Origin of the sequence: Bradyrhizobium sp. RT6a, from assembly GCF_040547675.1 — a bacterium.
In the GTDB taxonomy this organism is placed as follows: domain Bacteria; phylum Pseudomonadota; class Alphaproteobacteria; order Rhizobiales; family Xanthobacteraceae; genus Bradyrhizobium.
On record NZ_JBEPQC010000001.1, the window covers coordinates 1174160 to 1200455 of the forward strand.

The 26296-nt window shown below is 64.9% G+C and carries 23 protein-coding genes; 18 read left to right on the forward strand and 5 right to left on the reverse strand.

The features are described 5' to 3' along the window. Positions 1–305 precede the first annotated feature (305 nt). Both ABIC03_RS05705 and ABIC03_RS05710 read left to right on the forward strand, forming a co-directional pair. Positions 306–1955 (forward strand): glycosyltransferase family 39 protein, encoded by a 1650-nt coding sequence (locus ABIC03_RS05705; protein WP_354056237.1) that lies wholly within the window; start codon positions 306–308, stop codon positions 1953–1955. Between the two features lie 186 nt (positions 1956–2141). Further along, positions 2142–2921, forward strand: a complete 780-nt coding sequence (locus ABIC03_RS05710) for a class II aldolase/adducin family protein (RefSeq protein WP_007593534.1) — start codon at positions 2142–2144, stop codon at positions 2919–2921. A gap of 195 nt (positions 2922–3116) precedes the next feature. Here ABIC03_RS05710 and ABIC03_RS05715 read toward each other — a convergent pair whose 3' ends face one another. The 3 genes from ABIC03_RS05715 to ABIC03_RS05725 form a co-directional block, all read right to left on the reverse strand. Continuing rightward, the gene (locus ABIC03_RS05715) at positions 3117–4511 is read right to left on the reverse strand and encodes a M20/M25/M40 family metallo-hydrolase (protein WP_354056239.1); all 1395 of its coding nucleotides are present in this window, start codon (positions 4509–4511) and stop codon (positions 3117–3119) included. A gap of 53 nt (positions 4512–4564) precedes the next feature. Beyond that, positions 4565–5893: a glycosyltransferase family 87 protein gene (locus ABIC03_RS05720; protein ID WP_354056241.1), complete on the reverse strand. Its 1329-nt coding sequence runs from the start codon at positions 5891–5893 to the stop codon at positions 4565–4567. 253 nt (positions 5894–6146) lie between these two features. Continuing rightward, positions 6147–7769, reverse strand: coding sequence for a helicase HerA-like domain-containing protein (locus tag ABIC03_RS05725; RefSeq protein ID WP_354056242.1), 1623 nt, complete (start codon positions 7767–7769; stop codon positions 6147–6149). 345 nt (positions 7770–8114) lie between these two features. Here ABIC03_RS05725 and ABIC03_RS05730 point away from each other — a divergent pair, with 345 nt between their 5' ends. From ABIC03_RS05730 to ABIC03_RS05805, 16 genes are all read left to right on the forward strand, one after another. Beyond that, positions 8115–8480, forward strand: a complete 366-nt coding sequence (locus tag ABIC03_RS05730; RefSeq protein WP_247399217.1) for a DUF2267 domain-containing protein — start codon at positions 8115–8117, stop codon at positions 8478–8480. Positions 8481–8506: 26 nt separating this feature from the next. After that, positions 8507–8914 carry a DUF4332 domain-containing protein gene (locus ABIC03_RS05735; protein WP_007608193.1) on the forward strand — a complete coding sequence of 136 codons (408 nt, stop codon included), beginning with the start codon at positions 8507–8509 and terminating at the stop codon, positions 8912–8914. A 234-nt stretch (positions 8915–9148) separates the two neighbouring features. Beyond that, on the forward strand, positions 9149–10009 hold the full coding sequence (folP, locus tag ABIC03_RS05740; RefSeq protein ID WP_354056243.1) for a dihydropteroate synthase: 861 nt from the start codon (positions 9149–9151) through the stop codon (positions 10007–10009). Continuing rightward, a complete protein-coding gene (folB, locus tag ABIC03_RS05745) occupies positions 10006–10374 on the forward strand; it encodes a dihydroneopterin aldolase (RefSeq protein ID WP_007608190.1) in 369 nt (122 codons plus the stop codon). Before folP ends, folB begins: the two co-directional genes overlap by 4 nt. A 1-nt stretch (position 10375) precedes the next feature. Continuing rightward, positions 10376–10867: a 2-amino-4-hydroxy-6-hydroxymethyldihydropteridine diphosphokinase gene (gene folK / locus ABIC03_RS05750; RefSeq protein WP_354056246.1), complete on the forward strand. Its 492-nt coding sequence runs from the start codon at positions 10376–10378 to the stop codon at positions 10865–10867. 81 nt (positions 10868–10948) lie between these two features. Continuing rightward, positions 10949–12820, forward strand: coding sequence for a methylmalonyl-CoA mutase family protein (locus tag ABIC03_RS05755; protein ID WP_354056247.1), 1872 nt, complete (start codon positions 10949–10951; stop codon positions 12818–12820). Beyond that, the gene (locus tag ABIC03_RS05760; protein ID WP_354056249.1) at positions 12817–13281 is read left to right on the forward strand and encodes a GFA family protein; all 465 of its coding nucleotides are present in this window, start codon (positions 12817–12819) and stop codon (positions 13279–13281) included. Before ABIC03_RS05755 ends, ABIC03_RS05760 begins: the two co-directional genes overlap by 4 nt. A 23-nt stretch (positions 13282–13304) precedes the next feature. After that, positions 13305–15461, forward strand: coding sequence for a methylmalonyl-CoA mutase (gene scpA / locus ABIC03_RS05765; RefSeq protein ID WP_354057508.1), 2157 nt, complete (start codon positions 13305–13307; stop codon positions 15459–15461). A 90-nt stretch (positions 15462–15551) separates the two neighbouring features. Beyond that, entirely contained in the window at positions 15552–16283 is a 732-nt protein-coding gene (locus ABIC03_RS05770) for an RsiV family protein (RefSeq protein WP_354056251.1), read from the forward strand. 127 nt (positions 16284–16410) lie between these two features. Next, positions 16411–17403, forward strand: coding sequence for a tripartite tricarboxylate transporter substrate binding protein (locus ABIC03_RS05775; protein WP_354056253.1), 993 nt, complete (start codon positions 16411–16413; stop codon positions 17401–17403). A gap of 231 nt (positions 17404–17634) precedes the next feature. Continuing rightward, a complete protein-coding gene (locus ABIC03_RS05780; RefSeq protein ID WP_354056255.1) occupies positions 17635–18129 on the forward strand; it encodes a tripartite tricarboxylate transporter TctB family protein in 495 nt (164 codons plus the stop codon). Positions 18130–18133: 4 nt separating this feature from the next. Beyond that, positions 18134–19648: a tripartite tricarboxylate transporter permease gene (locus ABIC03_RS05785; RefSeq protein ID WP_275170653.1), complete on the forward strand. Its 1515-nt coding sequence runs from the start codon at positions 18134–18136 to the stop codon at positions 19646–19648. 51 nt (positions 19649–19699) lie between these two features. Next, positions 19700–20689 (forward strand): methylmalonyl Co-A mutase-associated GTPase MeaB, encoded by a 990-nt coding sequence (meaB, locus tag ABIC03_RS05790; RefSeq protein ID WP_354056257.1) that lies wholly within the window; start codon positions 19700–19702, stop codon positions 20687–20689. After that, positions 20686–21339, forward strand: coding sequence for a pyroglutamyl-peptidase I (locus ABIC03_RS05795; protein WP_354056259.1), 654 nt, complete (start codon positions 20686–20688; stop codon positions 21337–21339). Before meaB ends, ABIC03_RS05795 begins: the two co-directional genes overlap by 4 nt. A gap of 92 nt (positions 21340–21431) precedes the next feature. Next, positions 21432–22805, forward strand: coding sequence for a TIGR03808 family TAT-translocated repetitive protein (locus ABIC03_RS05800; RefSeq protein ID WP_354056261.1), 1374 nt, complete (start codon positions 21432–21434; stop codon positions 22803–22805). A gap of 198 nt (positions 22806–23003) precedes the next feature. After that, complete coding sequence (locus ABIC03_RS05805) at positions 23004–23309, forward strand: GIY-YIG nuclease family protein (RefSeq protein ID WP_354056263.1); 306 nt, start codon at positions 23004–23006, stop codon at positions 23307–23309. Positions 23310–23435: 126 nt separating this feature from the next. On the opposite strand, the gene ABIC03_RS05810 is transcribed toward ABIC03_RS05805, so the two are convergent. Both ABIC03_RS05810 and ABIC03_RS05815 read right to left on the reverse strand, forming a co-directional pair. Then, positions 23436–24071, reverse strand: coding sequence for a TIGR03809 family protein (locus ABIC03_RS05810; RefSeq protein ID WP_354057510.1), 636 nt, complete (start codon positions 24069–24071; stop codon positions 23436–23438). Between the two features lie 509 nt (positions 24072–24580). Continuing rightward, a complete protein-coding gene (locus ABIC03_RS05815; RefSeq protein ID WP_354056265.1) occupies positions 24581–26287 on the reverse strand; it encodes a S8 family serine peptidase in 1707 nt (568 codons plus the stop codon). Between the last annotated feature and the right edge of the window lie 9 nt (positions 26288–26296).

Sequence of the window (26296 nt, forward strand, 5' to 3'; positions counted from 1 at the left end):
ACCCCCGGCCGCGCATCCACACGCGACACTCGTCACGCCACGATACCGTCATCCGGTGTTCCACGCCAACGTCGAATTATAGCCTGCGTTCCTAAAGGAAAGGAAATCAGGGACTTATTCACATTCCCTTCAGCTACGGCTCGCTACTTTTAAGCTGCTCAGGAGTTGGTCGGATTTGCTGCGCTGCATCAGGAATTAGCCATAATGCCCAATTACTTGGTAATGGAACTGCGCTATAGGGATTCCGGGGAAGTGGCCCGCGCGCACCAGCAGGGCCAAGAGGGGATTCCGGGTCACCAATAGCCATGACATCCATCACGACTTCGGCGATCGACACGCCTCTGCGGCGCTCGGTTGAACGGACTTGCGACGATCTCGCCATGCTGGTGCTGGCTGCGGTCGCCGTCATTGCTGGCTTGACCTTCCGCGACTACGGGCTCGGCTGGGACGACTACACCCACGCCGAATATGCCGACCTGCTGCTGCGCATGTTCGGTTCCGGCTTCAAGGACACCGCGGCACTCTCGTTCGCCAATCTCTACATGTATGGCGGCGGCTTCGACATGGTCGCGGCCCTCCTGCACAAGGTGATTCCGCTCGAGCTGTTCGAGACGCGCCGTCTGGTCGGCGCCGTCGTCGGCGTGGTCGGACTTGCGGTGACGTGGCGGCTCGGCCGCCGTATCGGGGGCCCCCTTGCGGGACTTGCCTCACTCTTGCTGCTCGCGCTCTGCCCGATCTTCTACGGCCACATGTTCATGAACCCGAAGGATGCGCCCTTCGCGGTGGCCATGATCATCCTGATGCTGGGCCTCGTCCGGCTCGCCGAGGAATATCCGCAGCCTTCGCCGCGCACGATCTTGATCGTCGGCCTTGGTGCCGGCCTCTCGCTTGGCACCCGCATCCTGGGCGGACTTGCGCTGGTCTATGCCGTGATCGGCTTCATGCCGCTGTTCCTGGAGGAACTGCGCAGCGAGGGCCTGCGCGAGTCGATCCGACGCTTCGCCTATGTCGTCTACGTGCTCCTGCCTGGCCTCGTGCTCGGCTACCTCGTGATGGGGCTGATCTGGCCGTGGTCGATCATGGAGCCCGGCAATCCCTTCGAGGCGCTGACCTACTTCTCGCACTTCTTCGAGAAGCCCTGGAAGGAGATGTTCGACGGCGCGATCGTATCCGTGCCCGACATGCCCTGGTCCTATCTGCCGACGCTGTTTGCGCTGCAGTTGCCCGAGGTGATGCTGGTGCTGATGTTCGGCGCCGTGATCGGCACCTTCGCACTGCTGCCGCGCAGCGAGGTTCCCGCCCGCCGCAAAACCATCCTGCTGATGCTCACGCTCGCAGCGACGCTGCCGCTGGTGATCGCGATGGTGAAGCGGCCGGCGCTGTACAACGGCATCCGCCATTTCGTCTTCGTGATCCCGCCGATGGCGGTGCTCGGCGGCGTCGCCTTTGGCTGGGCCATGGAGCACCTGCGCGCCAATCACCGCACGTGGCAGCCGGTCGTGCTCGCCACCTTCTGTTTTGGCCTTGCGCTCTCGCTCGCCGAGATGATCCGGCTGCATCCTTATCAATACACCCACTTCAACCACATCGCCGGCACCGTGCGCGGCGCCGACGACCGCTTCATGCTGGATTATTGGGGCCTCGCGCTGAAGCAGGCCTCGGACGAATTGCGCGAGCAGTTGGTCGAACGCCAGGAAGTGCCGCCGCGTAACCGCAAATGGAAGGTCGCCGTGTGCGGTCCGCAGCGGCCTGCCCAGGTCGCGCTCGGCCCCGACTTCACCATCGGTTGGGATTCCAATGCCGCCGATTTCGCCATGACTCTCGGTGAATTCTACTGCAAGGGCCTCACCGCGCCCGTGCTGGTCGAGATCAAGCGCGACGACGTGGTGTTCGCTCGCGTCTACGACATCCGTGGCAGCAGCATTTCCAGCCTGCTCTCGATCCCTGCGCCGTAAGATTCTTCTCTCCCGAGCCGGAGTGCCGTAGCCCGGATGGAGCGAAGCAAAATCCGGGGACCGGTCCCGCATTCCGCTTCGCTCCATGCGGGCTACGCTGGACTGCCGCGCTTTCAGCGCCTTGCCGCCAGCTACCGCCGAGACTACCCTCCCTCCCCGCAACAACGATGTTCGGAGAGACCAGCCATGTCGCCAGCGGAAGCGCGCCTGAAGGAAGTGCCGTCGAACATGACGGAGGCCGAGTGGCAGCAACGGGTCAATCTCGCCGCCTGCTATCGCCTCGTCTCGCTCTACGGCTGGGACGATTTGGTCGACACCCACATCTCCGCGCGCGTGCCCGGGCCCGACCATCATTTCCTCATCAACCCCTACGGGCTGATGTTCGACGAGATCACGGCGTCGAGCCTCGTCAAGGTCGATCTGCACGGCAACCAGCTCTCCGAGAGCGAGTACAGCATCAATCCCGCCGGCTTCACCATCCACTCGGCGATCCACGAGGTGCGCGAGGACGCCATCTGCGTGCTGCATCTCCACACCCTCGACGGCACCGCGGTCTCGAGCAGCGCCGAAGGCCTGCTGCCGCTGAACCAGACCGCCCAGCTCGTCACCCACGACCTCGCCTATCACGACTATGAAGGCATCGCGCTCGACCACGACGAGCGGCCGCGGCTGCAGAAGGACCTCGGCGACCACAACCACATGCTGCTGCGCAACCACGGCACGATGACGGTCGGCCGCTCGGTCGCCTCGGCCTTCGAGCGCATGTATCACCTCGAGCGCGCCTGCTCGATGCAGGTGCGTACGCGCGCGCTGGGCACGCCGGTCTATCCGGTCGACGATGTCGCGATCGATAAGAACACCGAGCTGCTCGCCAACCGCGACCGGGCCGAATTACGCGCCACCAACCTCGTGTGGCCTCCGCTGCTGCGCAAGCTGGACCGCGAGCTCCCGGGCTACCGCTCTTGAGATTTTCCGGATTTGGTGTAGGGTAGCGGTCAACGAACCTCTACGCCTTTTGGAATGAAACGCCGCCCAATTCCGGGCGGCGTTTTTATTTGGCTCGTCATTGCGAGGAGCGAAGCGACGAAGCAATCCAGGCTATCTCCGCGGACAGATTTCTGGATTGCTTCGCTACGCTCGCAATGACGAGGAAAGAGCGCCCTACTTCACCTCAGCCAGCGCCGCGAGGATGCGCGCCCAGGAACGGATGCCTTTCTGAAAGCTGCGGAGGTCGTACTTCTCGTTCGGCGAGTGGATGTTGTCGTCGTCGAGGCCGAAACCGACGAGCAGCGAGTCGAGCCCAAGCGTGCGCTTGAAGTCCGCGACAATCGGGATCGAGGCGCCCGATCCCATCAGCACGGTCTCCTTGCCCCATTCCTCGGTCAGCGCGGTCTTGGCCGCGGCGAGCGGCTTCATGTTCCAGTCGAGCGCAATCGCAGGCCCGGCAGAGTGGTCGCCGAATTCGACCTTGCAGTCTCCCGGAATGCGCGCTGTCACGTACTCACGGAAAGCCTTGCGGATCTTTTGCGGATCCTGCCCTTCGACCAATCGGAATGACACCTTGGCCGATGCGTGCGACGGGATCACCGTCTTCGAGCCCTCACCGATATAACCGCCCCAGATGCCGTTGACGTCACAGGTCGGACGCGTGGAAGCCTGCTCGACGAGGAGCCTGCCCTTCTCGCCGGCCGGTATCGATAGCCCAACGGGCTTGAGGAACGTGTCCGGCGTGAAGTCGAGCTTCTTCCACTGCGCGAGAATGTCCGGCGGCGTATCCTTCACCCCGTCATAGAAGCGGGGGATGGTGATACGGTTGTCATCGTCGAACAGCCCGCCGAGAATTTTGGTCAGCACCCGGATCGGGTTCATCGCACTGCCGCCAAACACGCCGGAATGCAGGTCGCGATTGGCGGCGGTGATCTTGAGCTCCTCGTAGAGCAGACCGCGCAGCGAGGTCGTGATCGCCGGCGTGTCGCGATCCCACATGCCGGTGTCGCAGACCAGCACGTAGTCAGCCTTAAACTCGTCCTTGTTGGCTTCGATGAACGGCACGAAGTTCTTCGAGCCGACTTCTTCCTCGCCTTCGATCAGGAACGTGACGTCGATCGGCAGCGATCCCGTCACCTTCTTCCAGGCGCGGCAGGCCTCGACGAAGGTCATGACCTGGCCCTTGTCGTCCTCGGCGCCGCGCGCCACGATGATCTTGCGGCCGTCGGCATGGTCGGTCACAACGGGCTCGAACGGCGGACGGTGCCAGAGCTCGAGCGGATCGACCGGCTGCACATCATAGTGGCCGTAGAACAGCACATGCGGCCGGCCGCCCGCGACGCTCTTGCCGACGACCGCGGGATGGCCGGCGGTCGACCTCACTTCAGTCGCAACGCCGAGGCTCGCGATGTCCCTGGCAAGATGCTCGGCCGCCGCCTTGCAATCGGCCGCGAAGGCCGGATCGGCGGAGATCGACTTGATCCGCAACAACGAGAACAGACGCTCCAGGCTGTTGTCGAACTCCTTGTCGATGTGGTCGAGCACGGATTGAAGCTGCGCATTTGCCATTGGTCGTATTCCCTGCGTTCGAATCCCAAGACGTCGGGGCTCAAGATGTGTTCTCAAGAACTATCGGCTTTTAGCGCTGCCGCGGCGTCGGGGCCAGCCGCAACCGGCGGATGCCGGATGTGCCATGCGAGACTAGCTGCGAGGATCGCCGTGGCGACGAGGTTATTGCCCCAAGCCTGAAAGACATTGGGAAACCACGGCAGCGCCAGCAGCATGAGGATGCCGGCGGCGCCAAGGGCGAGCCAGGTTCCCAGGCGCACGTTGGCCCGCTCGTCGAAGGCGGCACGATGCATCAGCACCGTCATCGGGAAGAACAGCCACATGAAGTAGTATTGCCGCGCCAGGGGCGACGCCACCGTCATCAGGCAGAACAGGATGCCGAGCTCCTCGGCGTCCGAGCGCGCCGTACGCCGCGCTTGCCGTGGCATGACGGCGACGAAGCCTAGGCCGAGCAACGCCGACAGCGCCAGCACGATCCAGTTCGCCGTCCTGTAATCGACGTCGATGACATTCATTGTGCGCGGCGGCTTGCTGGGGTCCTCCTGATTGTAGTTGATTGGCCGGACCAGCCGATGCGTGACGGCAATGAGTGACTGGTTCACCCACGACCAGTTCTGCTCGTCGCGCTGGCCAAATCCTTTTTCCGAACTCGACCCGACCATGCCCTGATACCAGGTCTTGACCTCGGCGGCGTTGCGCTCGAAGCCGCGAATGGGGCCCGGCACGACATAGAGAAGTATGCCGGTGAAGGCGACTGTCGCGACGGCGGCTCCCCAGTTTCGCCGCCATACCAGATAGGGCAGCACCGCAATGGGAAACACCTTGATGGCGGTGGCGAGCGCGAACATGAAGCCTGCGAGCCAGGAGCGCTGATGCTGCAAGCTCCAGAAGCCGTAGAGCATCATCGCCAGCAGGACGAGGTTCGGCTGGCCAAGATCGAACATGTCGAACACGAAAGTCACGGTGACGAGAGCGGGCAGCGCCTCCAGCCAGGGGCCGGGCCTGCGGCCCGAACCGGTCATGGCATTGGAGAGCATCCCGGTGTACCACCACGCCGCGATATTCAGGATCGACAGCACGCTGTAGAGCGCGATCTTGCCGAACCAGCTCGGGATCGCCAGCAGGATCGCCGGCAGCGGTGGGTAGATGAACTCGAAGTACTCACGGATGTCGCCGGGATAGAGCGGCCCACCGTTCAAGACTTGCTGCCCGGCCCAGTACCACAGGCCGTAGTCCTTGGTCTTACCGTGACCGAAGATCTCGGGACCAAGGACGTCGGCAGCCAGGATGAAGCAGCAGAGCAGGAAGAGCAGGTCGAGCGGCGCACGCAACGACAGGTTTCGGAATGCGCCGGGTCGAACGAAAGATTCAGGTGAGGTCACGGTGTGGTCCAGTCAGGGGCCATAGCACCTAGCAGACCGACGGACGCTTGGAGAGTCCTGATCACCTGAATTTGTGGTGTTCAGCTTCGCGCGCGTATGGGCAATCGCATATCAATACCCGCGGAATCTCGTCATGCCCGGGCTTGTCCCCGAGCATCCAAGTTCTTCGAACTGCAAGTGAGGCGTGGATGGCCGGGACAGGCCCGGCCACGACGTTGTGGAGGCTTTAGTGCCTCAAATCTAGCTTGACTGCCTACCTGCGCAGCAAGCCGCCGAGCGCGCCGCGGACCAGCGTGCGGCCGATCGAGCCGCCAAGCTGGCCGGCGACCGACTTGCCGATGTTGGCGGCCATCCCCCCGATCACCTGATTGGTGACCGATCGGGTCATGTCACGCGCGATGACCTGGCCCGTGGAGAGGCGGCCGCGCTTGACGTTGGTGCCGAAGATGGTGCCGACCATAGAGCCGATCTGGCCGAGGATGCCGCCGCCTCCACCGTCCGCCGAAGCATCCGCAGTGGCAGCCGTGCCGGCAATGCGCTTCTGGATCATCTCGTAGGCGGACTCTGCATCGACGGCGGTGTCGTATTTGCCCTTCACCGGGCTTGCATCCATGATCGCCTTGCGCTCCTCCGGCGTGATCGGTCCGATCCGGGCCGACGGCGGCCGGATCATCACCCGCTCGACCATCGCCGGCGTGCCGTTGCCTTCGAGAAAGGACACCAGCGCCTCGCCCTTGCCGAGCTCCATGATCACCTTGGCAGTGTCGAGCTTCGGGTTGGGCCGGAAGGTCTGGGCCGCGGCGGCGACCGCCTTCTGGTCGCGCGGGGTGAAGGCGCGCAACGCGTGCTGCACCCGGTTGCCCAATTGTCCGAGCACGCGATCGGGTACGTCGACCGGGTTTTGCGTCACGAAATAAACGCCGACACCTTTCGAGCGGATCAGGCGCACCACCTGCTCGATCTTGTCCATCAGCGCCTTGGGCGCGTCGTTGAACAACAGATGCGCCTCGTCGAAAAAGAAGACCAGCTTCGGCTTGGGCAGATCACCGGCCTCGGGCAGCTCCTCGAACAGCTCCGACAGCATCCACAGCAGGAATGTCGCGTAAAGCCGTGGGCTCTGCAGCAGCTTGTCGGCGACGAGGATGTTGACCATGCCGCGGCCGTCACGGTCGGTCTTCATGAAGTCTTTCAGCGTCAGCGCCGGCTCGCCGAAGAATTTGGTGGCGCCCTGGTTCTCCAGCACCAGGAGCTGGCGCTGGATGGTGCCGACCGTGGCCTTGGTGACGTTGCCAAAACCCTGCGCCGCCTTCTTGATCTCGGCAAGCGGACTCTCCTCGGCATCCGCCCCCTTCTTGCCGGCATCGGGCACGATGGCATCGAGCAGCGCGCGCAGATCCTTCATGTCGATCAGCGTCAGCCCATTGTCGTCGGCGACGCGGAAGGCGACGTTGAGCACGCCTTCCTGCACGTCGTTCAGGTCGAGCATACGTGCGAGCAGCAGCGGGCCCATTTCCGTGACGGTCGCCCGCACCGGGTGGCCCTGCTCGCCGAAGACGTCCCAGAACACCGTCGAGAACTGGTCGGGCTGGAACGTCAGCCCCATCTCGGTGGCGCGCTTGACGATGAAGTCCGCGGGCACGCCAACCTCGGAGATGCCGGAGAGGTCGCCCTTGATGTCGGCCGCGAACACCGGAACACCGGCGCGCGCAAATCCTTCCGCCATGACTTGCAGCGAGACCGTCTTGCCGGTTCCGGTTGCACCCGTGACGAGGCCGTGGCGATTGGCGAACGCCAGCGTCAGCCATGCCTGCTCGTTTCCTTTACCGACGAAGATCTTGTCGTCGGTATCGCCGAGCTTGCTGTCCTGTGCGGTCATTATTCCCTGATCTCTCTGCCGTGTTTCGCATATCGAAACTCGAATGCACCAGTTCCGTAGTTTAACGCATGTCGTGCGCTGATTGAAACCATTCAACGCGCTCCGGGCATCGACATCGCCGGAAATATGCGGGTGACATCCGCCGAAAGTAGGAACGACGCGTTCGCATCGCGGCATTTTTTTGCCGATTTCATCTCCGCTCTTGCATCACTGCAACACTTCTCGCGCGTTCGAGAATGAATCGGAACGTTGATGGCGTTCATCGCTTGTATTTCACATCACACCGGCTCAAGATCATTTTCGAAAGCAATACTCCGGCATGTGAACCGGCTGAGGGGCGGCCATATGGACGAGCTAATCGGGCGGCTGGCGACAAACGCCAGCATAGATAGTGCTGTCGCCGAAAAGACCGTCGGCATTATCCTGGGCTTCCTCCGCAACGAGGGTCCTTCCGACAGCGTCCAGGTACTGATCGACCAGATTCCGGGTGCAGAAGCGGCTATCGAGGCGTCCCGCAGCGGCGGAGGACTGTCGCGGCTGATGGGCGGCGGCCTGATGGCGGTCGGCACGCGCCTGATGGGCCTCGGACTTGGCATGTCCGAGATTCAGAACATCGCCCGTGAACTTTTTCGCTTCGGCCGAGACAAAATCGGAGCGGATCAGATGGGCAAGATCATCGCGGGGACCCCGGGCCTCAGCCAGTTCGCCTGACGCCTGCGCATTTCACATCGAGTATCATGACATATCCGATCTCCGAGATTGAGGGCCTGTCGGCCTTTGCCGCCAACAAGTTGAAGGCGCAGGGTATCCGCACCACCGACGCGCTGCTCGAGGCGGCCTCGACCGTGAAGGGCCGCAAGGCGCTCTCCGCCAAGACCGGCATCAGCGAGCAGTTGCTGCTGGAATGGGCCAACGTCTCCGATTACATGCGCATCCCCGGCATGGGCAGGGCCAAGGTCGGCCTGGTCCGCGCCGCCGGCGTCACCACCGTGCGCGAGCTCGCCTACCGAAATCCGGCAAGGCTCGCCCAGAGCATGCGGGACGCCAACGAAAAGAAAAAGCTGCTCCGCATCCTGCCCTCGGAGAAGTCGGTCGGCGACATCATCGCAAAAGCGAAAAAGCTGCCGCCGAAGATTTCGTATTGATCCAGGGACAAGGCTGGGCAGATAGAGCACCGCTCCTTCCCGGTCGTCATTGCGAGCGTAGCGAAGCAATCCAGAGTCTCTCCGCAGCGGCAGCCTGGATTGCTTCGCTGCGCTCGCAATACGGAGTGTGGGCAAGAGCATTGCGCCCTCACGGGCCCCGGAGCGCATTGGGCGACTGGGTCGCCCCCCAATCCCACCTTGAATCCCCCCTGCCCGACCGCTAAAGCGGGCCGCATGAATGCCTCGCCCTCCCCATCCGTCCCGGCGGCCGGTTCAGTCGGGCCTGACGTGCTGCGGACGCTGCTGGAGCGGCCGATCCCGGCGGTGATGGGCGTGCTCAACGTCACCCCGGATTCCTTCTCCGACGGCGGCGAATTCATCGCACCCGAGCAGGCGCTCGCGCGGGCACGGGCGATGATCGAGGCCGGGGTCGACATCATCGATATCGGTGCCGAGTCCACCCGGCCCTACAAGGGTGCGCGGCCGGTCACGGCGGAAGACGAGCTGGCACGGCTGAGGCCGGTGCTGTCGGACATCGTGGCGCTCGGCGTGCCCGTCTCGATCGACAGCATGAAGGCGGAGGTGGTGGCCTTCGCGCTCGCCCAGGGCGCTGTGATCGCCAACGACGTTTGGGGCCTGCAGCGCGACGCCGGCATGGCGCCGATGGTGGCGGCCAAGGGCGTCCCCGTCATTGTCATGCACAACCGCGACAGCGTCGATCCCGCCATCGACATCATTGCGGACATGAAGGCGTTCTTCCAGCGCTCGCTCGACATCGCGGCACAAGCCGGCATCGCCCGCGACAAGATCGTGCTCGATCCCGGCATCGGCTTCGGCAAGACGGCCGAACAGAGCATGATTGCGCTGGCGCGGCTTCGCGAGCTCGACATGTTTGGCCTGCCGATCCTGGTTGGTGCCTCGCGAAAACGCTTCATCGCTTCGGTGTCGCCGTCGGAGCCGACAGAGCGACTCGCCGGCTCGATCGCCGCGCATCTGATCGCTGCACAACGCGGCGCGAAAATCATCCGGACCCATGACGTCGCCGAGACCTTGCAGGCCCTGCGAGTGGCGCACGCAATCGAGAGCAAGCCATGACCGATACGATCTTCGTGAGCGGCCTGTCGATCCATGCCCGCCACGGCGTGATGGAGCACGAGACCGAGGTCGGCCAGCGCTTCGTCATCGACCTCGAGCTCTATACCGACCTGTCGGAGCCTTCGCGCTCTGACCGGCTTTCCGATACTGTGTCCTACGCCGACGTCGTGGCGACTACTACGGCAGCCTTCAAGAACACCAATTACAAGCTGCTGGAGCGCGCGGCCGGCGCGGTGGCCGACGCCATCCTGTCGCACTTCCCGCGCATCCGTGCGGTCAAGATCACCGTGCACAAGCCGCATGCGCCGATCGCCGCGATCTTCGACGACGTCGGCGTCATGCTGACGCGCTCGCGGCACCCCTGACATGGCAAGCGTCCTGATCGCGCTCGGCGGCAATGTCGGCGATGTCCGCGCGACGTTCCAGAAGGCGGTCGCCCATATCTGCGGCATGGCGCAAGCCGCGATGATCGCCCGCTCGTCGGACTATGCGACGCCGCCCTGGGGCGACGAGAACCAGGCTCCCTTCATCAACGCCTGCGTCGAGATCGAGACCGATCTCGATCCGCACGCGCTGCTGTTCATGATGCAGAAGGTCGAGCAGAAATTCGGCCGCACGCGCGACAAGGAGCGGCGTTGGGGGCCGCGTACGCTCGATCTCGACATGATCGCCTATGACGATGTGTCGTTTCAGAAGCCCAATCTGACCCTGCCGCATCCGCGCCTGTTCGAGCGCGCCTTTGTGCTGGTGCCGCTGGCCGAGATCGCGCCCGACCGCGTGATCGCAGGCATTCGCGTCCGTGACGGTCTCGCCAGCGTCTCGACGCAAGGCATTGAGCGGCTTCCGGATACCGGTTAACCAAAAACAACCGTTTGCAGGGACGGCCGGCCGTGGCAATTTCGACTGCGAACAACAAGATTTTCGGGAGCCCCTCGCCGCATGACCTCCGCGACTGACGACCTGCCGCTGGCGGCGGATTTTCCCAAGGCGACCGTTGACGACTGGCGCAAGCTGGTCGATGGCGTGCTGAAGGGCGCGCCGTTCGAGAAGCTGGTCGCCAAGACCTATGACGGAATCAAGATCGATCCGCTCTATCCGCGCGCCAAAGGCGTTGCGCCCGTGGTTGGCCGGCCGGCGGCGGCGCCCTGGCAGATCATGCAGCGGATCGACCATCCCGATGCAAGGGCGGCGAATGCGCAGGCACTGACCGATCTCGAAAATGGCGCGACAGGGCTTGCGCTGGTGTTCGCCGGCGGCAATGCCGCTCACGGTTTCGGGCTGGAACCGACCGCGGACGCAGTCGCAAAGATCTTGAGGGATATCCATCTCGATGCCGGCATCGGGCTGGAGCTCGAGGTCGGTCCGCAATCGCGGATGGCGGCGATCCACGTCGCGGAATATGTGAAGAGCAACGGCATCGATCCCGCGGCCTGCGACATCCGCTTCGGGCTCGATCCGCTCGCGGCCGGCGCCGTGTGGGGCCATAGCCCGTATACCTGGGAGGAGATCGCTCCCGCCATTACCGGCGCGATCAAGGGCCTGGTCGCGCTCGGCTTCAAGGGGCCGTTCGCATCCGCCGACGGACGTGTCATCCACGATGCCGGCGGCTCTGAGGTGCAGGAGCTCGCTTTCGTGCTCGCCTGCGGGGTCGCTTACTTGCGCGCGATCGAAAGCGCCGGCGTTCCGCTGGAGCAGACTCAAGGCATGGTCTACGCGCGGCTTGCCGCGGATGCAGATCAGTTCCTCACCATGGCAAAATTCCGCGCCTTGCGGCTGCTGTGGGCGCGTATCGAGACGGCGTGCGGGCTCACGCCAAAACCGCTGTTCATCGCCGCCGACACCGCCTGGCGCATGCTGACGCAGCGCGATCCCTATGTGAACATACTGCGCGCGACCATGGCGACGTTTGCGGCCGGACTCGCCGGCGCCAACGCGATCACCGTGCTGCCGCATACGCTGGCGCTCGGCCTGCCCGATCCGTTCGCGCGGCGCGCGGCGCGCAATACGCAAGCCGTGCTGCTGGAAGAGAGCAACCTCGCCAAGGTCAGCGATCCCGCGGCGGGCGCAGGCGGCATCGAGACGTTGACGGGCCAGCTCTGCGACGCGGCCTGGGCGCTCTTCCAGGAGAGCGAGAAAGCCGGCGGCGCCTTCGCTGCGCTTCAGCAGGGCCTGTTCCAGAGCAAGGTCGCGGCCGCGCGAAAAGCCCGCGACGCCAACATCGCAAAACGCCGCGACGTGCTGACCGGCGCCAGCGAGTTTCCGAACCTGCACGAGAACGAGACCGCGGTGCTGAAGGCGACGCCGATCGCGCTGGCGCCTTATGGCGAGCAAAAATACAAGTTCGACGCGCTGCCGCCGATCCGCCTGGCGGAACCGTTCGAGGCGCTGCGGGACAAATCCGATGCGGCGTTGAAGGATCGCGGCGCGCGGCCGAAAGTGTTTTTGGCCAATCTCGGCACACCCGCCGATTTCACGGCGCGCGCGACCTTTGCCAAGAGCTTGTTCGAGACCGGCGGCATCCAGGCCGTCGACAGCCAGGGCTTCGCCGATCCGGCCACGCTCGCAGCCGCGTTCAAGGCCTCCGGCGCCAAGCTTGCCTGCCTTTGTTCCAGCGACAAGGTCTATGCGGAACAGGCCGAAGCCGCGGCGCAGGCCCTGCAAACCGCCGGGGCCCGACTTATCTATCTGGCAGGCCGCCCGACCGATGCCGAGGCGGCGCTGCGTGCAGCCGGCGTCACCGGTTTTGTCTTCGCCGGGGGCGACGCGCTTGCGACATTGCAAGACGCCTATCGACGGATGGAGCAGGCATGACCGAAGCCAGCAAACCAGTTTTCACCGGCGGCTGCCAATGCGGGGCAGTGCGCTTTGGAGTCACGACGGCGCCGAACAGGGTTTCGATATGCCACTGCCGGATGTGCCAGAAGGCCAGCGGCGCTCCGTTCGCCTCGTTTGCCGACATCAACAAGACGGACTTCGCCTGGACCAAGGGGAAGCCGTCGTTCTTCCGCTCGTCCTCCATCGCCGAGCGCGGCTTTTGCGCCGCCTGCGGCACGCCGCTGAGCTTTGGCCGCATCGACGGCGACCGCATCGAGGTCATGACCGGCGCGTTCGACCGCCCCGACCACGTGGTGCCGACGCGACAGTTCGGCTCCGAGTCCCGTCTCGGCTGGGTGGTCGGGATCGCCAATTTGCCGAGCCAGACCACGCAGCAGAATTACGGACCGGAAAAGATGGCGACCATCGTCAGCCATCAGCATCCGGATCATGATTGAGCGCCTATGATATGGTTGAAACCATGAGCCGCATTCCGAACTTCGCCGACGTCGCCTTCGAGCGAGCCGCCACCGGCGCCCCGACCGGCAGCGCCGAGCCGTGGCTGACGCCCGAGGGAATTCTGGTGAAGCCCGCTTATGGCGAGGCCGATCTGGCCGGACTCGACTTCCTCGACACCTATCCGGGCATCGCGCCTTATCTGCGCGGCCCCTACCCGACCATGTATGTCAACCAGCCCTGGACCGTGCGGCAATATGCCGGCTTCTCCACGGCGGAGGACTCCAACGCGTTCTACCGCCGCAATCTCGCGGCGGGACAGAAGGGCCTTTCGGTCGCTTTCGACCTCGCCACTCATCGCGGCTATGACAGCGACCATCCACGTGTCGGCGGCGACGTCGGCATGGCCGGCGTTGCCATCGATTCCATCTACGACATGCGCACGCTGTTTGCGGGGATTCCGCTCGACCAGATGAGCGTGTCCATGACCATGAACGGCGCGGTGCTGCCGATCCTCGCGCTCTACGTTGCGGCCGCCGAGGAACAGGGCGTGCCGCCGGAGAAGCTCTCAGGGACCATTCAGAACGACATTCTGAAAGAGTTCATGGTGCGCAACACCTACATCTATCCGCCCGCGCCTTCGATGCGGATCATCTCGGACATCTTCGCCTATACCTCGCAGAAGATGCCAAAATACAATTCGATCTCGATCTCCGGCTATCACATGCAGGAGGCCGGGGCGACGCAGGACCTCGAGCTCGCCTATACGCTGGCCGACGGCGTCGAATATCTTCGTGCCGGACTTGCGGCGGGCCTCGACGTCGACCGCTTCGCGCCGCGGCTGTCGTTCTTCTGGGCGACCGGGATGAACTTCTTCATGGAAGTCGCCAAGATGCGCGCGGCGCGGCTGCTCTGGGCGAAGCTGCTCAAGCCGTTCAACCCGAGGGATCCGCGCTCGCTGTCACTGCGCACGCATTGCCAGACATCCGGCTGGTCGCTGACCGCGCAGGATGTCTTCAACAACGTGATGCGCACGACTGTGGAAGCGATGGCGGCGACGCAGGGTCACACCCAGTCGCTGCACACCAACGCGCTCGACGAGGCGCTGGCGCTGCCGACCGATTTCTCCGCGCGTATCGCCCGCAACACCCAGCTTTTCCTGCAGCAGGAGAGCGGCACCACCCGCATCATCGATCCCTGGGGCGGCTCGTTTTATGTCGAGCGTCTGACGCGCGACCTCGCCGCCAAGGCCTGGAGCCACATCCAGGAGGTCGAGGAGCTCGGCGGCATGGCCAAGGCGATCGAAGCCGGCGTGCCGAAACTGCGCATCGAGGAAGCCTCGGCCAAGACCCAGGCCCGCATCGATGCCGGCAAGCAGGCGGTGATCGGCGTCAACAAATACAAGCCGACCGGCGAAGCTCCAATCGATATCCTCAAGGTCGACAATACCAATGTCCGCCGGCTCCAGATCGACAAGCTGACGCGGCTGAAATCCGAACGCAACCAGAAGGACGTCGAGGCCGCGCTCGCGGCGCTGACACGCTCGGCCGGCGAAGGCAACGGCAATCTGTTGGCGCTCGCCATCGACGCTGCGCGCGCGAAGGCAACGGTCGGCGAGATCTCGGACGCGATGGAAAAAGTGTTCGGCCGGCACCGCGCCGAAATCAAATCCATCACCGGCGTCTACAAGCGGGAGGCGTCCAGCATGGGTAACCGGGTCGAGAAGGTTCAGGCGCTGATCGACGCCTTCGAGGAGGCCGAAGGCCGCCGTCCGCGCATCCTGGTCGCAAAAATCGGTCAGGACGGTCACGACCGCGGCCAGAAGGTGATCGCGTCGGCCTTCGCCGATATCGGCTTCGACGTCGATATCGGGCCGCTGTTCGCGACTGCCGACGAAGCCGCGCGCCAGGCTGTCGAGAACGACGTCCACATCCTCGGCGTCTCCTCGCTCGCCGCCGCCCATCTCACGGCCGTGCCGGAGCTGAAGGCCGCGCTGAAGAAGCAGGGCCGCGATGACATCATGATCATCGTCGGCGGCGTAGTGCCGCCACAGGATTACGACGCGCTCTACGCGGCAGGCGCCGAAGCGATCTTCCCACCAGGCACGGTGATCGCGGACGCGGCCGAGGAGCTGATCCGCAAGCTGAACGCCCGGCTCGGGCATAGCGAGGCGGCGGAGTAGGTCGCCATCGATCTTCGAAAGGACAGTGCGTGATATTTTCCGCGCCAGCGTTGATGCGCGCTAACTTTGGTCGCAGCCTGCAGCGCGTTGTTGGCGACCGCCCATGCTGCCGACCCCAAGCCCGACGCGGTCATCAAGACCAAGAGCATCGAGGCCCGCGTCTTCCTCGACGACAATATCAAGTTCGATGCAGCGCTGGCGGCCGACTGCCTGGCGGAAGGCAAGAAGTGGATCGACAAGAACGCGGCAGAAGCCGCCGCCTCGCGCAAAGAGGATCCGCAGTTCTTCAGGGATGGCGGCTGGGACTTTGAGCGCAAATATACGATCCGGTCCGTCGTCGCTGACCGCTATGTCAGCATTCTCCGCAACGACTACATGGACACCCACGGCGCCCATCCCAACTCCGACGTGAACACGATCCTGTGGAACAAGGCCGAGAACAAGCGCATCTCCATCCGCCCGTTCTTCACCGAGACCGCCGACAACGGCCCGGTCATGAAGGCAATGATGAAGGCGGTGATCGCCTCATTGAAAATCGAGAAGAAGAAGCGCGGCGCCGGCGAGACCGCGACCGACGAATGGTTCAAGAGCGTGGAGCCGAGCCTGCTCAAGATCGGCGCCGTGACGCTCGCGCCGTCAACCGACGCGGGCAAGAGCTCCGGCCTCGCCTTCCACTACCCGCCCTATGCGGTCGGCCCCTACGCCGAGGGCGAATATGTCGCATTCGTGCCGTGGGAAGCGCTGAAGCCTTATCTCAGCGCGGAAGGCACCCGTATCTTCGGCGGCGCGCGGCCGAAGAGCGACGCGGACGAACCGCAGTGATCGTGTTTGAGCAGCGACTAGCTCACAGAGCGCTGGTAGCGCTACCTTGCGGCCGCGCTGCAAAGCCGACTAGAATGTCGCCATTGACAAGAGCGCCCGAAATCATGGGCGCCGCTGGGAGGCATTCATGTCCAAGATTACGCGCCGCACCTTTGCGGCTTCATCTGTCGCAGTCGCCGCATCCGCAGCATTCGGCCTCACACCCGCACGTGCGCAAGCCTACCCGGCGCGACCCGTCACGGTCATCGTGCCCTGGGGCGCGGGCGGCGGCACTGACGCGACTGCGCGCATTGTCGCAGCGCTGCTGGAGAAGGATCTCGGCCAGCCCTTCAACGTGATCAATCGCACCGGCGGCTCCGGCGTCGTCGGCCATACCGCGATCGCGACCGCGCAGCCCGATGGCTACACCATCGGCATGCTCACGGTCGAAATCTCGATGATGCACTGGCAGGGGCTGACCGAACTGGCGCCCAAGAGCTACACCCCGCTTGCGCTGATGAACGAAGACCCCCCGGGCATCCAGGTCTCCTCCTCCTCGCCTTACAAGACGGTGAAGGAACTCGCCGAAGCCATCAAGGCGGCCCCTCCCGGCAAGTTCAAGGCCTCGGGCACCGGCCAGGGCGGCATTTGGCACCTCGCGCTGGTCGGCTGGATGCAGGCGATGGGCCTGCCCGCCAACCAGGTCGCCTGGGTGCCGTCGAACGGCGCCGCACCCGCGATGCAGGATCTCGCCGCCGGCGGCCTCGACCTCACCACCTGCTCGGTGCCGGAAGCCCGCGCCATCATCGAGGCCGGGAAGGCCAGGAGCCTTGCCATCATGGCGCCGGCCCGCAATCCGATCTTCAAGGACGTGCCGACGCTGAAGGAGGCGATGGGCATCGACTACGCGACCGGCGCCTGGCGCGGCATCGCCGGGCCGAAGAACCTGCCGCCGGAGATCGCAACGAAGCTCACCGCGGCGCTGCAGAAGGTCTACGACTCTGCCGAGTTCAAGGACTTCATGGGCAATCGCGGATTCGGCACCGTGTGGGGCGATGCCGGCCAGTTCGCAAGCTTCATGGACAAGGGCGACGCCCAGATGGGCGAAGCGATGAAGGCGGCGGGTCTGAGCAAAGCGTGATCTCCTGCGGCTCTCACGCGAAACGATAGTTGATTGAAGTGGCCGGTCCACACGCTCAGTTCACCTCGCCCCGCTTGCGGGGAGAGGTCGGAATTCGGGCGGAGCTTGAATTCCGAGTGAGGGGGACTCTCCGCGAATCCAACTTTTACCTCCCCGGCGGAGAGCCCCCCTCACCCCGCCCCTCTCCCCGCGCGCGGGGAGAGGGAGAACACCTCTTGTAGGACTTCTCCCATGCGACTTCCCGACTCCGTCACGGGATCGTTTCTCGTCGTGCTCGGCACAGCAGCCGCCTATGGCGGCTGGCTGCTGCCGCCGGTGCCCGGGCAGCCGGTCGGCCCCAACATATTTCCGCTCGTGATCGGCATCGGGCTTGCGCTGTGCGGGCTCGCAATCGTGTTCGGTATCGGTCACACCTTCGAGGAGACGGAAGAGCTGATCCCGCTCGAGGATGGCCAGGCAGCGGCTGCTCCACCGCCGCAAGGAAAGGTCTACGGCCTGCGCGCGCTGCTGCCGCCGGCGCTGCTGCTGTTCTACGTAGTGGCGGCCGACCGGCTCGGCTTCATCATCACCGCGGCGATCATGGTCTACGTCACCTCGACGGCGTTGGGGGCGAAGTGGAAGCTGGCGCTGCCGCTCGCAGCGCTGGCGCCCTTCGCCATCCACCTGATCTTCGGCAAGCTGCTGCGCGTGCCGCTTCCCGCCGGCCTGTTGCCGACGCCCTGGTGATCCCATGATGAAAACCCTGATTGAAGCGTTCGCACTGATCTCCACCTGGGAGGTCATCATCGCGATGTTCGCAGCCTCCGTGTATGGGCTCGTGATCGGCTCGCTGCCGGGCCTGTCGGCGACGATGGCAACCGCGCTGCTCGTCCCCGTCACCTTCTACCTCTCGCCGATCGCGGCGATTGCGACCATCGTGGCTGCGTCCTCGATGGCTATCTTCTCCGGCGACATTCCCGGTGCGCTGCTGCGCATCCCGGGAACGCCCGCCTCGGCCGCCTATGCGGACGAGGCTTACGCCATGACACGCAAGGGGCAGGCCGAGCTTGCGCTAGGGGCCGGCGTGTGGTTCTCGGCCGTCGGCGGCATTGCCGGCGTGCTGTCGCTGATGATCCTGGCGCCACCGCTGGCCGAGATCGCGCTGTCGTTCTCGACCTTCGAGTATTTCTGGCTGGCGCTGCTCGGCCTGATGTGCGCGACGCTGGTAGCGCGCTCCTCGCCGGTGAAGGCGATCGCCGGCATGTTCCTCGGCCTGCTGGTCTCCTGCATCGGCATCGAAAATCCCGGCGGCGTGCCGCGCTTCACCTTCGGCCTCACCGATCTGTTCGGCGGCATCGAGCCGATCCCCGCGCTGGTCGGCGTGTTCGCGGTGGCCCAGGTGATGCGCGCGATGCTGACGCCCGAGCCGCCGCCGCTGCCGCGGCGCAAATTCGGAAGCATCATGGCCGGCCAGTGGAAGCTGACCAAGAAATACCATTGGCAGATGACGCGCGGAAACATCGTCGGCATCATCATCGGCGTGCTGCCCGGCGCCGGCGCCGACATGGCCGCCTGGGTGTCCTATGCGATGTCGAAGCGCTTCTCCAAGGAACCGGAGAAATTCGGCACCGGCCATGTCGAGGGCCTGGTCGAGGCCGGCGCCAGCAACAATGCCAGCATCGCCTCGGGCTGGGTGCCATCATTGCTGTTCGGCATCCCCGGCGACACCATCGCAGCGATCGCGATCGGCGTGCTCTACATGAAGGGGCTCAACCCCGGACCGACGCTGTTCACCGAAAAAGCGTCGAGCATGTACGCGATTTATCTAATGTTCATCATCGCGAACATTTTGATGATCCCGCTCGGCATCGCCATGATCCGGGTTGCCGCCTACATCCTGCTGGCACCGCGCTCCGCAATCATGCCGATCATCATGCTGTGCTGCGCGGTCGGCTCGTTCGCGATCGGCAATAACATGTTCGGAGTCGTCACCGTCGCCGCTTTCGGCGTGATTGGCTATGTCATGGAAGCAAACGGCTATCCCGTTGCCGCGATGGTGCTCGGCATCGTCATGGGCACCATGGTCGAGCAGGCTTTTGTCACGTCGCTGATCAAGTCCGACGGCAGCATTTTGCCGTTTTTCGAGCGCCCCGTGGCCGCGATCCTCGCCGCCATGGCGATCGGGGCGCTGCTGTGGCCGGTGATGGTCTGGGGATGGCGGAAGCTGAAACCGGTGCGGACGGGGGTGGCGGCGACAGGCCGGTGATATCGGGCGGGCGGCCCTCGCCTGCTCCGCGCGGGCGTTGTAAAGCAGGGCATGGTTGAGAAAAAGCCTTCCCTGGACATCAAATCCCTCGCCCATGAGCTCCGCGCCGGCAGCCGTGCGGCGCTGGCGCGGGCGATCACACTGGTCGAGAGCCGGCGCAGCGACCATCAGGCGCTGGCGCGCGAGCTGGTGCAGATGCTCTTGCCTGACACCGGCAGGGCAGTCCGCGTCGGCATCACGGGCTCGCCCGGCGTCGGCAAATCCACCACCATCGACGCGCTCGGCATCCATCTCATCGAGCAGGGCCACAAGGTCGCGGTGCTCGCGGTCGATCCGTCCTCGGCGCGCAGCGGCGGCTCGATCCTCGGCGACAAGACGCGGATGGCCCGGCTCTCGGCCTCCGACGACGCCTTCATCCGCCCCTCGCCGTCCTCCGGCACGCTCGGCGGCGTCGCCGCGAAAACGCGCGAGGCGATGCTGCTGTGCGAAGCCGCCGGCTTCGACGTCGTGCTGGTCGAGACCGTCGGCATCGGCCAGTCCGAGACGGCGGTCTGCGACATGACCGATTTCTTCCTGGCCCTGATGCTGCCGGGGGGCGGCGACGAGCTCCAGGGGATCAAGAAGGGTCTGGTCGAACTCGCCGACATGATCGCGATCAACAAGGCCGACGGCGACAATCTCAAGCGCGCCAACATCACCGCCGCCGATTATCGCGGCGCGCTGCATATCCTGACGCCACGCTCCGAGCATTGGCATCCGCCGGTCGAAACCTATTCGGCGCTGACCGGCGACGGCATCGCGAAGATCTGGCAGAAGGTCCTCGATCACCGCAAGGCGATGAATGCATCCGGCGACTTCGCCGCACGGCGGCGCGAGCAGCAGGTGAAATGGATGTGGTCGATGCTGGAGCAACGCATGCTGGCGCGGTTGCGTAGCGAGGCGTCGGTGCGCACCAAGGTCCGGAAGATCGAGACCGAGGTCGCCGATGGCCATCTCACACCGGCGCTCGCCGCCGAAAAGATCCTGGAGTTGCTGCAATGAGCGACAAGCTCCGCATTCTGCTCACCGGCTTCGGCCCGTTCCCCGGCGCGCCCTACAATCCGACCCAGCCGCTGGTCGCCCGCCTGGCGCAATTACGCCGTCCCGCACTCGACGATGCCGCGATTTCCAGCCACATCTTCCCGGTCACCTATGCCGCGGTCGACCGGCAATTGCCGGAGGTGATCGCGAGAGAAAAGCCCGACGCGCTGCTGATGTTCGGCCTCGCCGCACGCACGCCCTATCTGCGCATCGAGAGCCGCGCGCGCAACGCCGTCACCATGCTGTGGCCCGATGCCGCCAACACCCGCTCGAGCAAACGCGGCATCGCCGGCCATGCGGACGCGATGATATTCGGCCCGCACACCGCAAGGCTGCTGCGCGCCGCGCGCCTTACCGGCATCGACGCGCGTGCCTCGCGCGACGCCGGCGCCTATCTCTGCAACTACCTAAGCTGGCGCGCGATCGAAAGCGTCAGGGCCGGCGGGCCGCAGCTTGCGGGGTTCATCCATATTCCCCTGCTCGCGCGCAGTGGCGCCGTGCGCCGCAAGGGCGCGCCGCGGATCACGCTCGAGGAACTGGTGGACGCCGGGGAAGCGATGCTGATGGAGATGGTACAATTGGCACGGAAGGCGCGGAACACGACTGCGTAAACATTTAACCCTACCGCGAACAATCCTCACGCGCCCAATCGTCCTGCGCTACCTAACCGCTGCGGACCCCCGCGTCCGCCGGAGGACGCGTCATGGACCTCAATCGCCGCCATCTCATCGGAGCTTCGACCGCAGGCATCGCCGGCGCGCTCGCGATACCCGCCGACGCCGCGCGTGCGGCGCCGCTGACGTCGCTGCTCGGCCGCGATGCCACGCAATATGGTGTGCGACCCGGCAGCAGCGAGGATCAGACCCGCGCCCTCCAGCGTGCGATCGACGAAGCCGCGCGAGCGCAGATGCCGCTGGCGCTGCCACCCGGCGTCTATCGCAGTGGGTTGCTACGCTTGCCAAATGGCGCGCAACTGGTCGGCGTGCGCGGCGCGACCAAGCTCACCTTCACAGGCGGGGCCTCGGCGATCCAGAGCGACGGCTCCGATGCAATAATCGGCCTTTCCGGCATCACCTTCGACGGCGGCGGCATTCCGCTGCCGACGCGGCGCGGGCTGATCCACGTGCTCGGCGGGCGCGACGTCCGCATCACCGGTTGCGAGATCACAGGGTCCGGCGGCAGCGGCATCTGGCTCGAGCAGGTCTCCGGCGACATCTCGGGCAACATCTTTACCAACATCGCGGTGACGGCGGTGGTGTCGTTCGACGCCAGAGGTCTCAGCGTCTCCCACAATACCATCACCGGCACCAACGACAACGGCATCGAGATCCTGCGCACGGCCATCGGCGATGACGGCACGCTGGTCACTGATAACCGCATCGAGGACATCAAGGCGGGCCCCGGCGGCTCCGGCCAGTACGGCAACGCCATCAACGCGTTCCGCGCCCGCAACGTCATCGTGCGCGGCAATCGCATCAAGAACTGCGATTACTCCGCCGTGCGCGGCAACTCGGCCTCGAACATCCACATCACCGGCAACAGCGTCAGCGACGTGCGCGAGGTCGCGCTCTATTCGGAATTCGCGTTCGAGGCCGCGGTGATCGCCAACAACATTGTGGACGGCGCCGCCGTCGGCGTCTCCGTCTGCAATTTCAACGAAGGCGGCCGCATCGCCGTGGTCCAGGGCAACATCATCCGCAATCTGATCCCGAAGCGGCCGATCGGCACCGCGCCCGATGACGATGCCGGTATCGGCATCTATATCGAGGCGGATTCATCGGTCACCGGCAACTTGATCGAGAACGCGCCGTCCTACGGCATCGTCGCCGGCTGGGGCAAATATCTCCGCGACGTCGCCATCACGGGCAACGTGATCCGCAAGGCACTGGCCGGCGTCGGGGTGTCCGTCGTGCCCGGCGCCGGCACCGCGCTCGTCAACAACAACATGATCTCGGAAACCCCGCGCGGCGCCGTGGTCGGCCTCGATCATGCGCGCGCGGTAACGTCCGACCTGTCGGCGGACGGCGCCCAGCGGTTTGCGCAATTGGTCGTCGGCGGGAATGCGGTGCGGCGGTAGGCGTACGGTTGAAAGTCGGGCCGTTCATCCTTCGAGGCTCGCCCCGCGGTGCTCTGCACCGCGAAACTCGCACCTCAGGATGACGGGATATATCTTCAGGTTGTCACCTCCAACTTGACAACCAGAGCACCGTCGTCATCCTGAGGTGCGAGCCGTGCGGTGTGGAGCACCGCGCGGGGAGCCTCGAAGGATGATGTTGTGGGCATCTACGTCTACATGTTGCGCTGCGCAGATGGTTCTTTCTACATCGGAAGCGCTACTGGCGATGACACGTCCAGCCGGGTCGATCAGCACAATGCCGGTACCTATCCCGGCTATACCTTCTCGAGACGCCCCGTCGTCCTGGTGTGGTCCGAGTATTTTGACCGGATCACGGACGGCATTGCCGCCGAGCGGCAACTGAAGGGATGGAGCCGCGCCAAGAAGGAAGCCCTCATCAAGTCGGATTGGGATTCGGTGAGTCAGCTCGCACGGCGGCGCGCGGGAGAGCCCAGGAAGAAATAAGTCTTGGTGCGGCTGGCACACGGGCCGCTCATCCTTCGAGGCTCCCTAATCGGCGCGTTGCGCCGCTTAGCTCGCACCTCAGGATGACGGGTTAGAGAAGGCGCGGCGTCTGTCTCAAGCATTTGCCTAGAACGCGTTCCGCAGCAGCGGGTACTTCGCTTCGAGGCCGTCGAGGCTGAAGGTGAACTCAACCAGGCGCTCGGGGGCAGCGACAATTTCGGCTGCCGGCGGGGAGAACTGCGGCAGAAGCGCCGCCATCGCGGTCAGCGCCTTGGGCGCTGCCATCGCGGGCGGCACCTTGGGCCCTGTCATTGCCACGGGCGCGGTGGGCGGCGCCATGGCAGCAGGCACTTCGAGCGGTGCCATCGGGCCCGGCGCGGCGACCGGCGCGACCGGGGAGATTTCGGCGAGAACGCCCGGCTTGGGATCGAGCCTGACCGACACGGCGGTCTCGGGGGCGATGCGCACGGCCTTCGGTTGCACGGTCTGCGCCTGCTGCTCGCGCGGAAACATGCGGGGCATTGTCGCCGGCGACCAGCCGAATGCGGGCGAAACGCTCGCGGCCGCCGTGGCGACGTCAGCGCCGGTGGCAAGCGCGCGCCAGGTCTGGACCGCGAGCTTGGCTTCCTGGATGTTTTCGAGAAATGCGATCTCGGAATGATAGCGGCGCCAGCGGCCGGTCTCGAACATCTCGGAGAGATGCACCAGCCGCTGCTCGGCGAGAGCGCACCAGCGTGCCGCAATGTCGCGGCCAACGGCCACGTCGCGAACAGCCTCTTGGCGATGTGTCATAAATCAGCCCGTCAGGAGAAAATACGGACGCGACGCAACGCACACGAATCAATTTAGACGCGACGTGAATATTTTGTGGAAAAGTTTTGACTTGTCCAGCAACGACGATGTTTTCGTCGCCAAACTCCGTAGTCGTGCGGAGATTCAAGGGGATTTGAAGTCAAGCTTCGCACAAGCATAGCGCGCTTGCGGCGTGCCAGCAGAGCGGTGGGGATGAGCGAGTCACGATCTCTCAACCGGAAGCTGATCTCATGCAGGGCTTCGAGGAATCGGACGTCCAAAAAGAAAAGACCCGTCCGGGGGGACAACCGGACGGGTCGAGCCATATGGGCGCTTGGGGTGGATGGGCGCTCGCGCCTGATATGACTTATGGGGAGGGATAACCGCTCCCACATAATTTGGTCGTGGCAGCGGGCCGAACGTTCAATGCGGCGTTTGATTTTTCGACCTTCGCGCGGCGCGCAAAGTCGTCGCAGTCGCTATCGCGTCGCCGCACTATCCGCCTGAGAAACCGTGGCTTTATCCTCGGTGCTCGACAACGAGGGTTGCTCTAATGCGCGGATGCCGGGCCCGTCGCGACGCTTCCCGATATCTTCACGTTTTGTTGTACCGGACGCGGCTGCGACCGGCGTCGCGCCGGCGGCGGGAACGGCCATGACCGCGGCAAACGCGTCGGCCTCGCCATCGCCGAAGAGATCGTCGCGCCCGGGTGAACCGAGGTCACGCGCCGTCTTCGCCAGCGTCGTGCGCAGCGCTTCCGGCTTCAAGGCGTAGTTGCGCTCGAGCAGCAGCGCCGCGACGCCGGAGACATAGGCGGCCGAGAACGAAGTACCCGACGTCATCTGGTATTTGCCGTCAGGCGCGGGGAGGAAGATATCGACGCCGGGGGCCGCGACCGCGATGTAGTTGCCACGGTTGGAGGCGGTGAACAGCCGGTCCTGCTGGTCGGTCGCGCTGACCGCGATCACGTTGGGATTGGCGGCCGGATAGAGCGGCGGGGACTTCGCGCCGGCATTGCCGGCGGCCGCGATCAGCACCAGGCCACGCGCGGCGGTCGCGGCGATGGCCCGCTCGATCACCGCGTCCTTCGGGCCGGCAAAGCTCATGTTGACGATCTGCGCGCCATGCTCGGCGGCATAATTCAGCGAGCGCAAGATGATGTAGGACGAGCTCTCGGCCCCACCGGTGGTGCCGCCGAAAGCGCGGATGGCGATGATGCGCGCCTCGGGCGCGCTGCCCATCAGCTTGGCATGCGCCACGATGGCGCCGGCAATTCCGGTGCCGTGAATGTGCGGGCCCTCGGCGATGCCGAGCGCATCGAAATTGTCGGCAATGGAATTGGCAAGTTCCGGATGTTGGACGTCGATGCCGGAGTCGATGACGGCAACCGTCACATTAGCGCCATGCGCCAGCGCATGTGCCTGCGGCAGCCGGAGCTTGGCCAGCGCATATTGCGCGGGATCCCCCTCGGTCGGCACCGACGATTTCTGATCCTGGAGCATGTAGCGGAAATTCGGCTGGATCGAGCGCACGCTGCCGTCCGCCGCGAATTCGCGCCGCACCGTCGCGGAGGGTCGGCCGTCGGTGATGCGGAACAGTCCGAACGTTGCCCCGATCAGCGGAAAATTCTCGGAGGACACGCGGGTCAAGCCATGGCGGCGCGCAAGCTCGTCGGCCTGGGTCGCCGACAGCCCGGCATCGATCTCGGCAACGAATTCGTTGGCGAAGGTGCGCAAGTCCGCGGCGACGGGCGTGTTGTTGCCGCGCCCCTTCCCGGCGGTCTTCTTGCCCGATTTACCCGAGCCATCGCCGCCTGCGTTCTGCTGCGCCAGGCATTCGCCGGCGGCGTCGCGATAGGGCGCGGTACAGGCGGGATAGAGGTTCGGGGAGTAGCGCGCATAAGGCAGCACCGGCGTCGGCCCCATCCGCGCCGAAATCCTCGTCGTCGCGATCGGACCGGGGCCGCGGCCGACGGCCACCGCTCTGGCGGCAACACCGGGACTGACGCGTGCGGCGACACCCGGAGAAATGGTCGGCATTCGGGAGGGGACGCTGATCGTCGGCGTGCGCATGATCGCCTGCGCCTGCGCAACCTCGACGCCGAGACAGGCGGCGAGCAAAAGCGCGGCTGCGACCGACGAAGCCCAGGCCCCGGCTCTCACTCCATTTTCGGACTTGCGCGTCATCGGCTTGGA

Excerpts from the sequence above, each read along its gene's own strand:
- ABIC03_RS05705 (WP_354056237.1), top strand. The coding sequence starts at position 306 with ATGACATCCATCACGACTTCGGCGATCGACACGCCTCTGCGGCGCTCG.
- ABIC03_RS05710 (WP_007593534.1), top strand. The coding sequence starts at position 2,142 with ATGTCGCCAGCGGAAGCGCGCCTGAAGGAAGTGCCGTCGAACATGACG.
- ABIC03_RS05715 (WP_354056239.1), bottom strand. The coding sequence starts at position 4,511 with ATGGCAAATGCGCAGCTTCAATCCGTGCTCGACCACATCGACAAGGAG.
- ABIC03_RS05725 (WP_354056242.1), bottom strand. The coding sequence starts at position 7,769 with ATGACCGCACAGGACAGCAAGCTCGGCGATACCGACGACAAGATCTTC.
- ABIC03_RS05730 (WP_247399217.1), top strand. The coding sequence starts at position 8,115 with ATGGACGAGCTAATCGGGCGGCTGGCGACAAACGCCAGCATAGATAGT.
- ABIC03_RS05735 (WP_007608193.1), top strand. The coding sequence starts at position 8,507 with ATGACATATCCGATCTCCGAGATTGAGGGCCTGTCGGCCTTTGCCGCC.
- folP (WP_354056243.1), top strand. The coding sequence starts at position 9,149 with ATGAATGCCTCGCCCTCCCCATCCGTCCCGGCGGCCGGTTCAGTCGGG.
- folB (WP_007608190.1), top strand. The coding sequence starts at position 10,006 with ATGACCGATACGATCTTCGTGAGCGGCCTGTCGATCCATGCCCGCCAC.
- folK (WP_354056246.1), top strand. The coding sequence starts at position 10,376 with ATGGCAAGCGTCCTGATCGCGCTCGGCGGCAATGTCGGCGATGTCCGC.
- ABIC03_RS05755 (WP_354056247.1), top strand. The coding sequence starts at position 10,949 with ATGACCTCCGCGACTGACGACCTGCCGCTGGCGGCGGATTTTCCCAAG.
- ABIC03_RS05760 (WP_354056249.1), top strand. The coding sequence starts at position 12,817 with ATGACCGAAGCCAGCAAACCAGTTTTCACCGGCGGCTGCCAATGCGGG.
- scpA (WP_354057508.1), top strand. The coding sequence starts at position 13,305 with ATGAGCCGCATTCCGAACTTCGCCGACGTCGCCTTCGAGCGAGCCGCC.
- ABIC03_RS05775 (WP_354056253.1), top strand. The coding sequence starts at position 16,411 with ATGTCCAAGATTACGCGCCGCACCTTTGCGGCTTCATCTGTCGCAGTC.
- ABIC03_RS05780 (WP_354056255.1), top strand. The coding sequence starts at position 17,635 with ATGCGACTTCCCGACTCCGTCACGGGATCGTTTCTCGTCGTGCTCGGC.
- ABIC03_RS05785 (WP_275170653.1), top strand. The coding sequence starts at position 18,134 with ATGATGAAAACCCTGATTGAAGCGTTCGCACTGATCTCCACCTGGGAG.
- meaB (WP_354056257.1), top strand. The coding sequence starts at position 19,700 with ATGGTTGAGAAAAAGCCTTCCCTGGACATCAAATCCCTCGCCCATGAG.
- ABIC03_RS05795 (WP_354056259.1), top strand. The coding sequence starts at position 20,686 with ATGAGCGACAAGCTCCGCATTCTGCTCACCGGCTTCGGCCCGTTCCCC.
- ABIC03_RS05800 (WP_354056261.1), top strand. The coding sequence starts at position 21,432 with ATGGACCTCAATCGCCGCCATCTCATCGGAGCTTCGACCGCAGGCATC.
- ABIC03_RS05815 (WP_354056265.1), bottom strand. The coding sequence starts at position 26,287 with ATGACGCGCAAGTCCGAAAATGGAGTGAGAGCCGGGGCCTGGGCTTCG.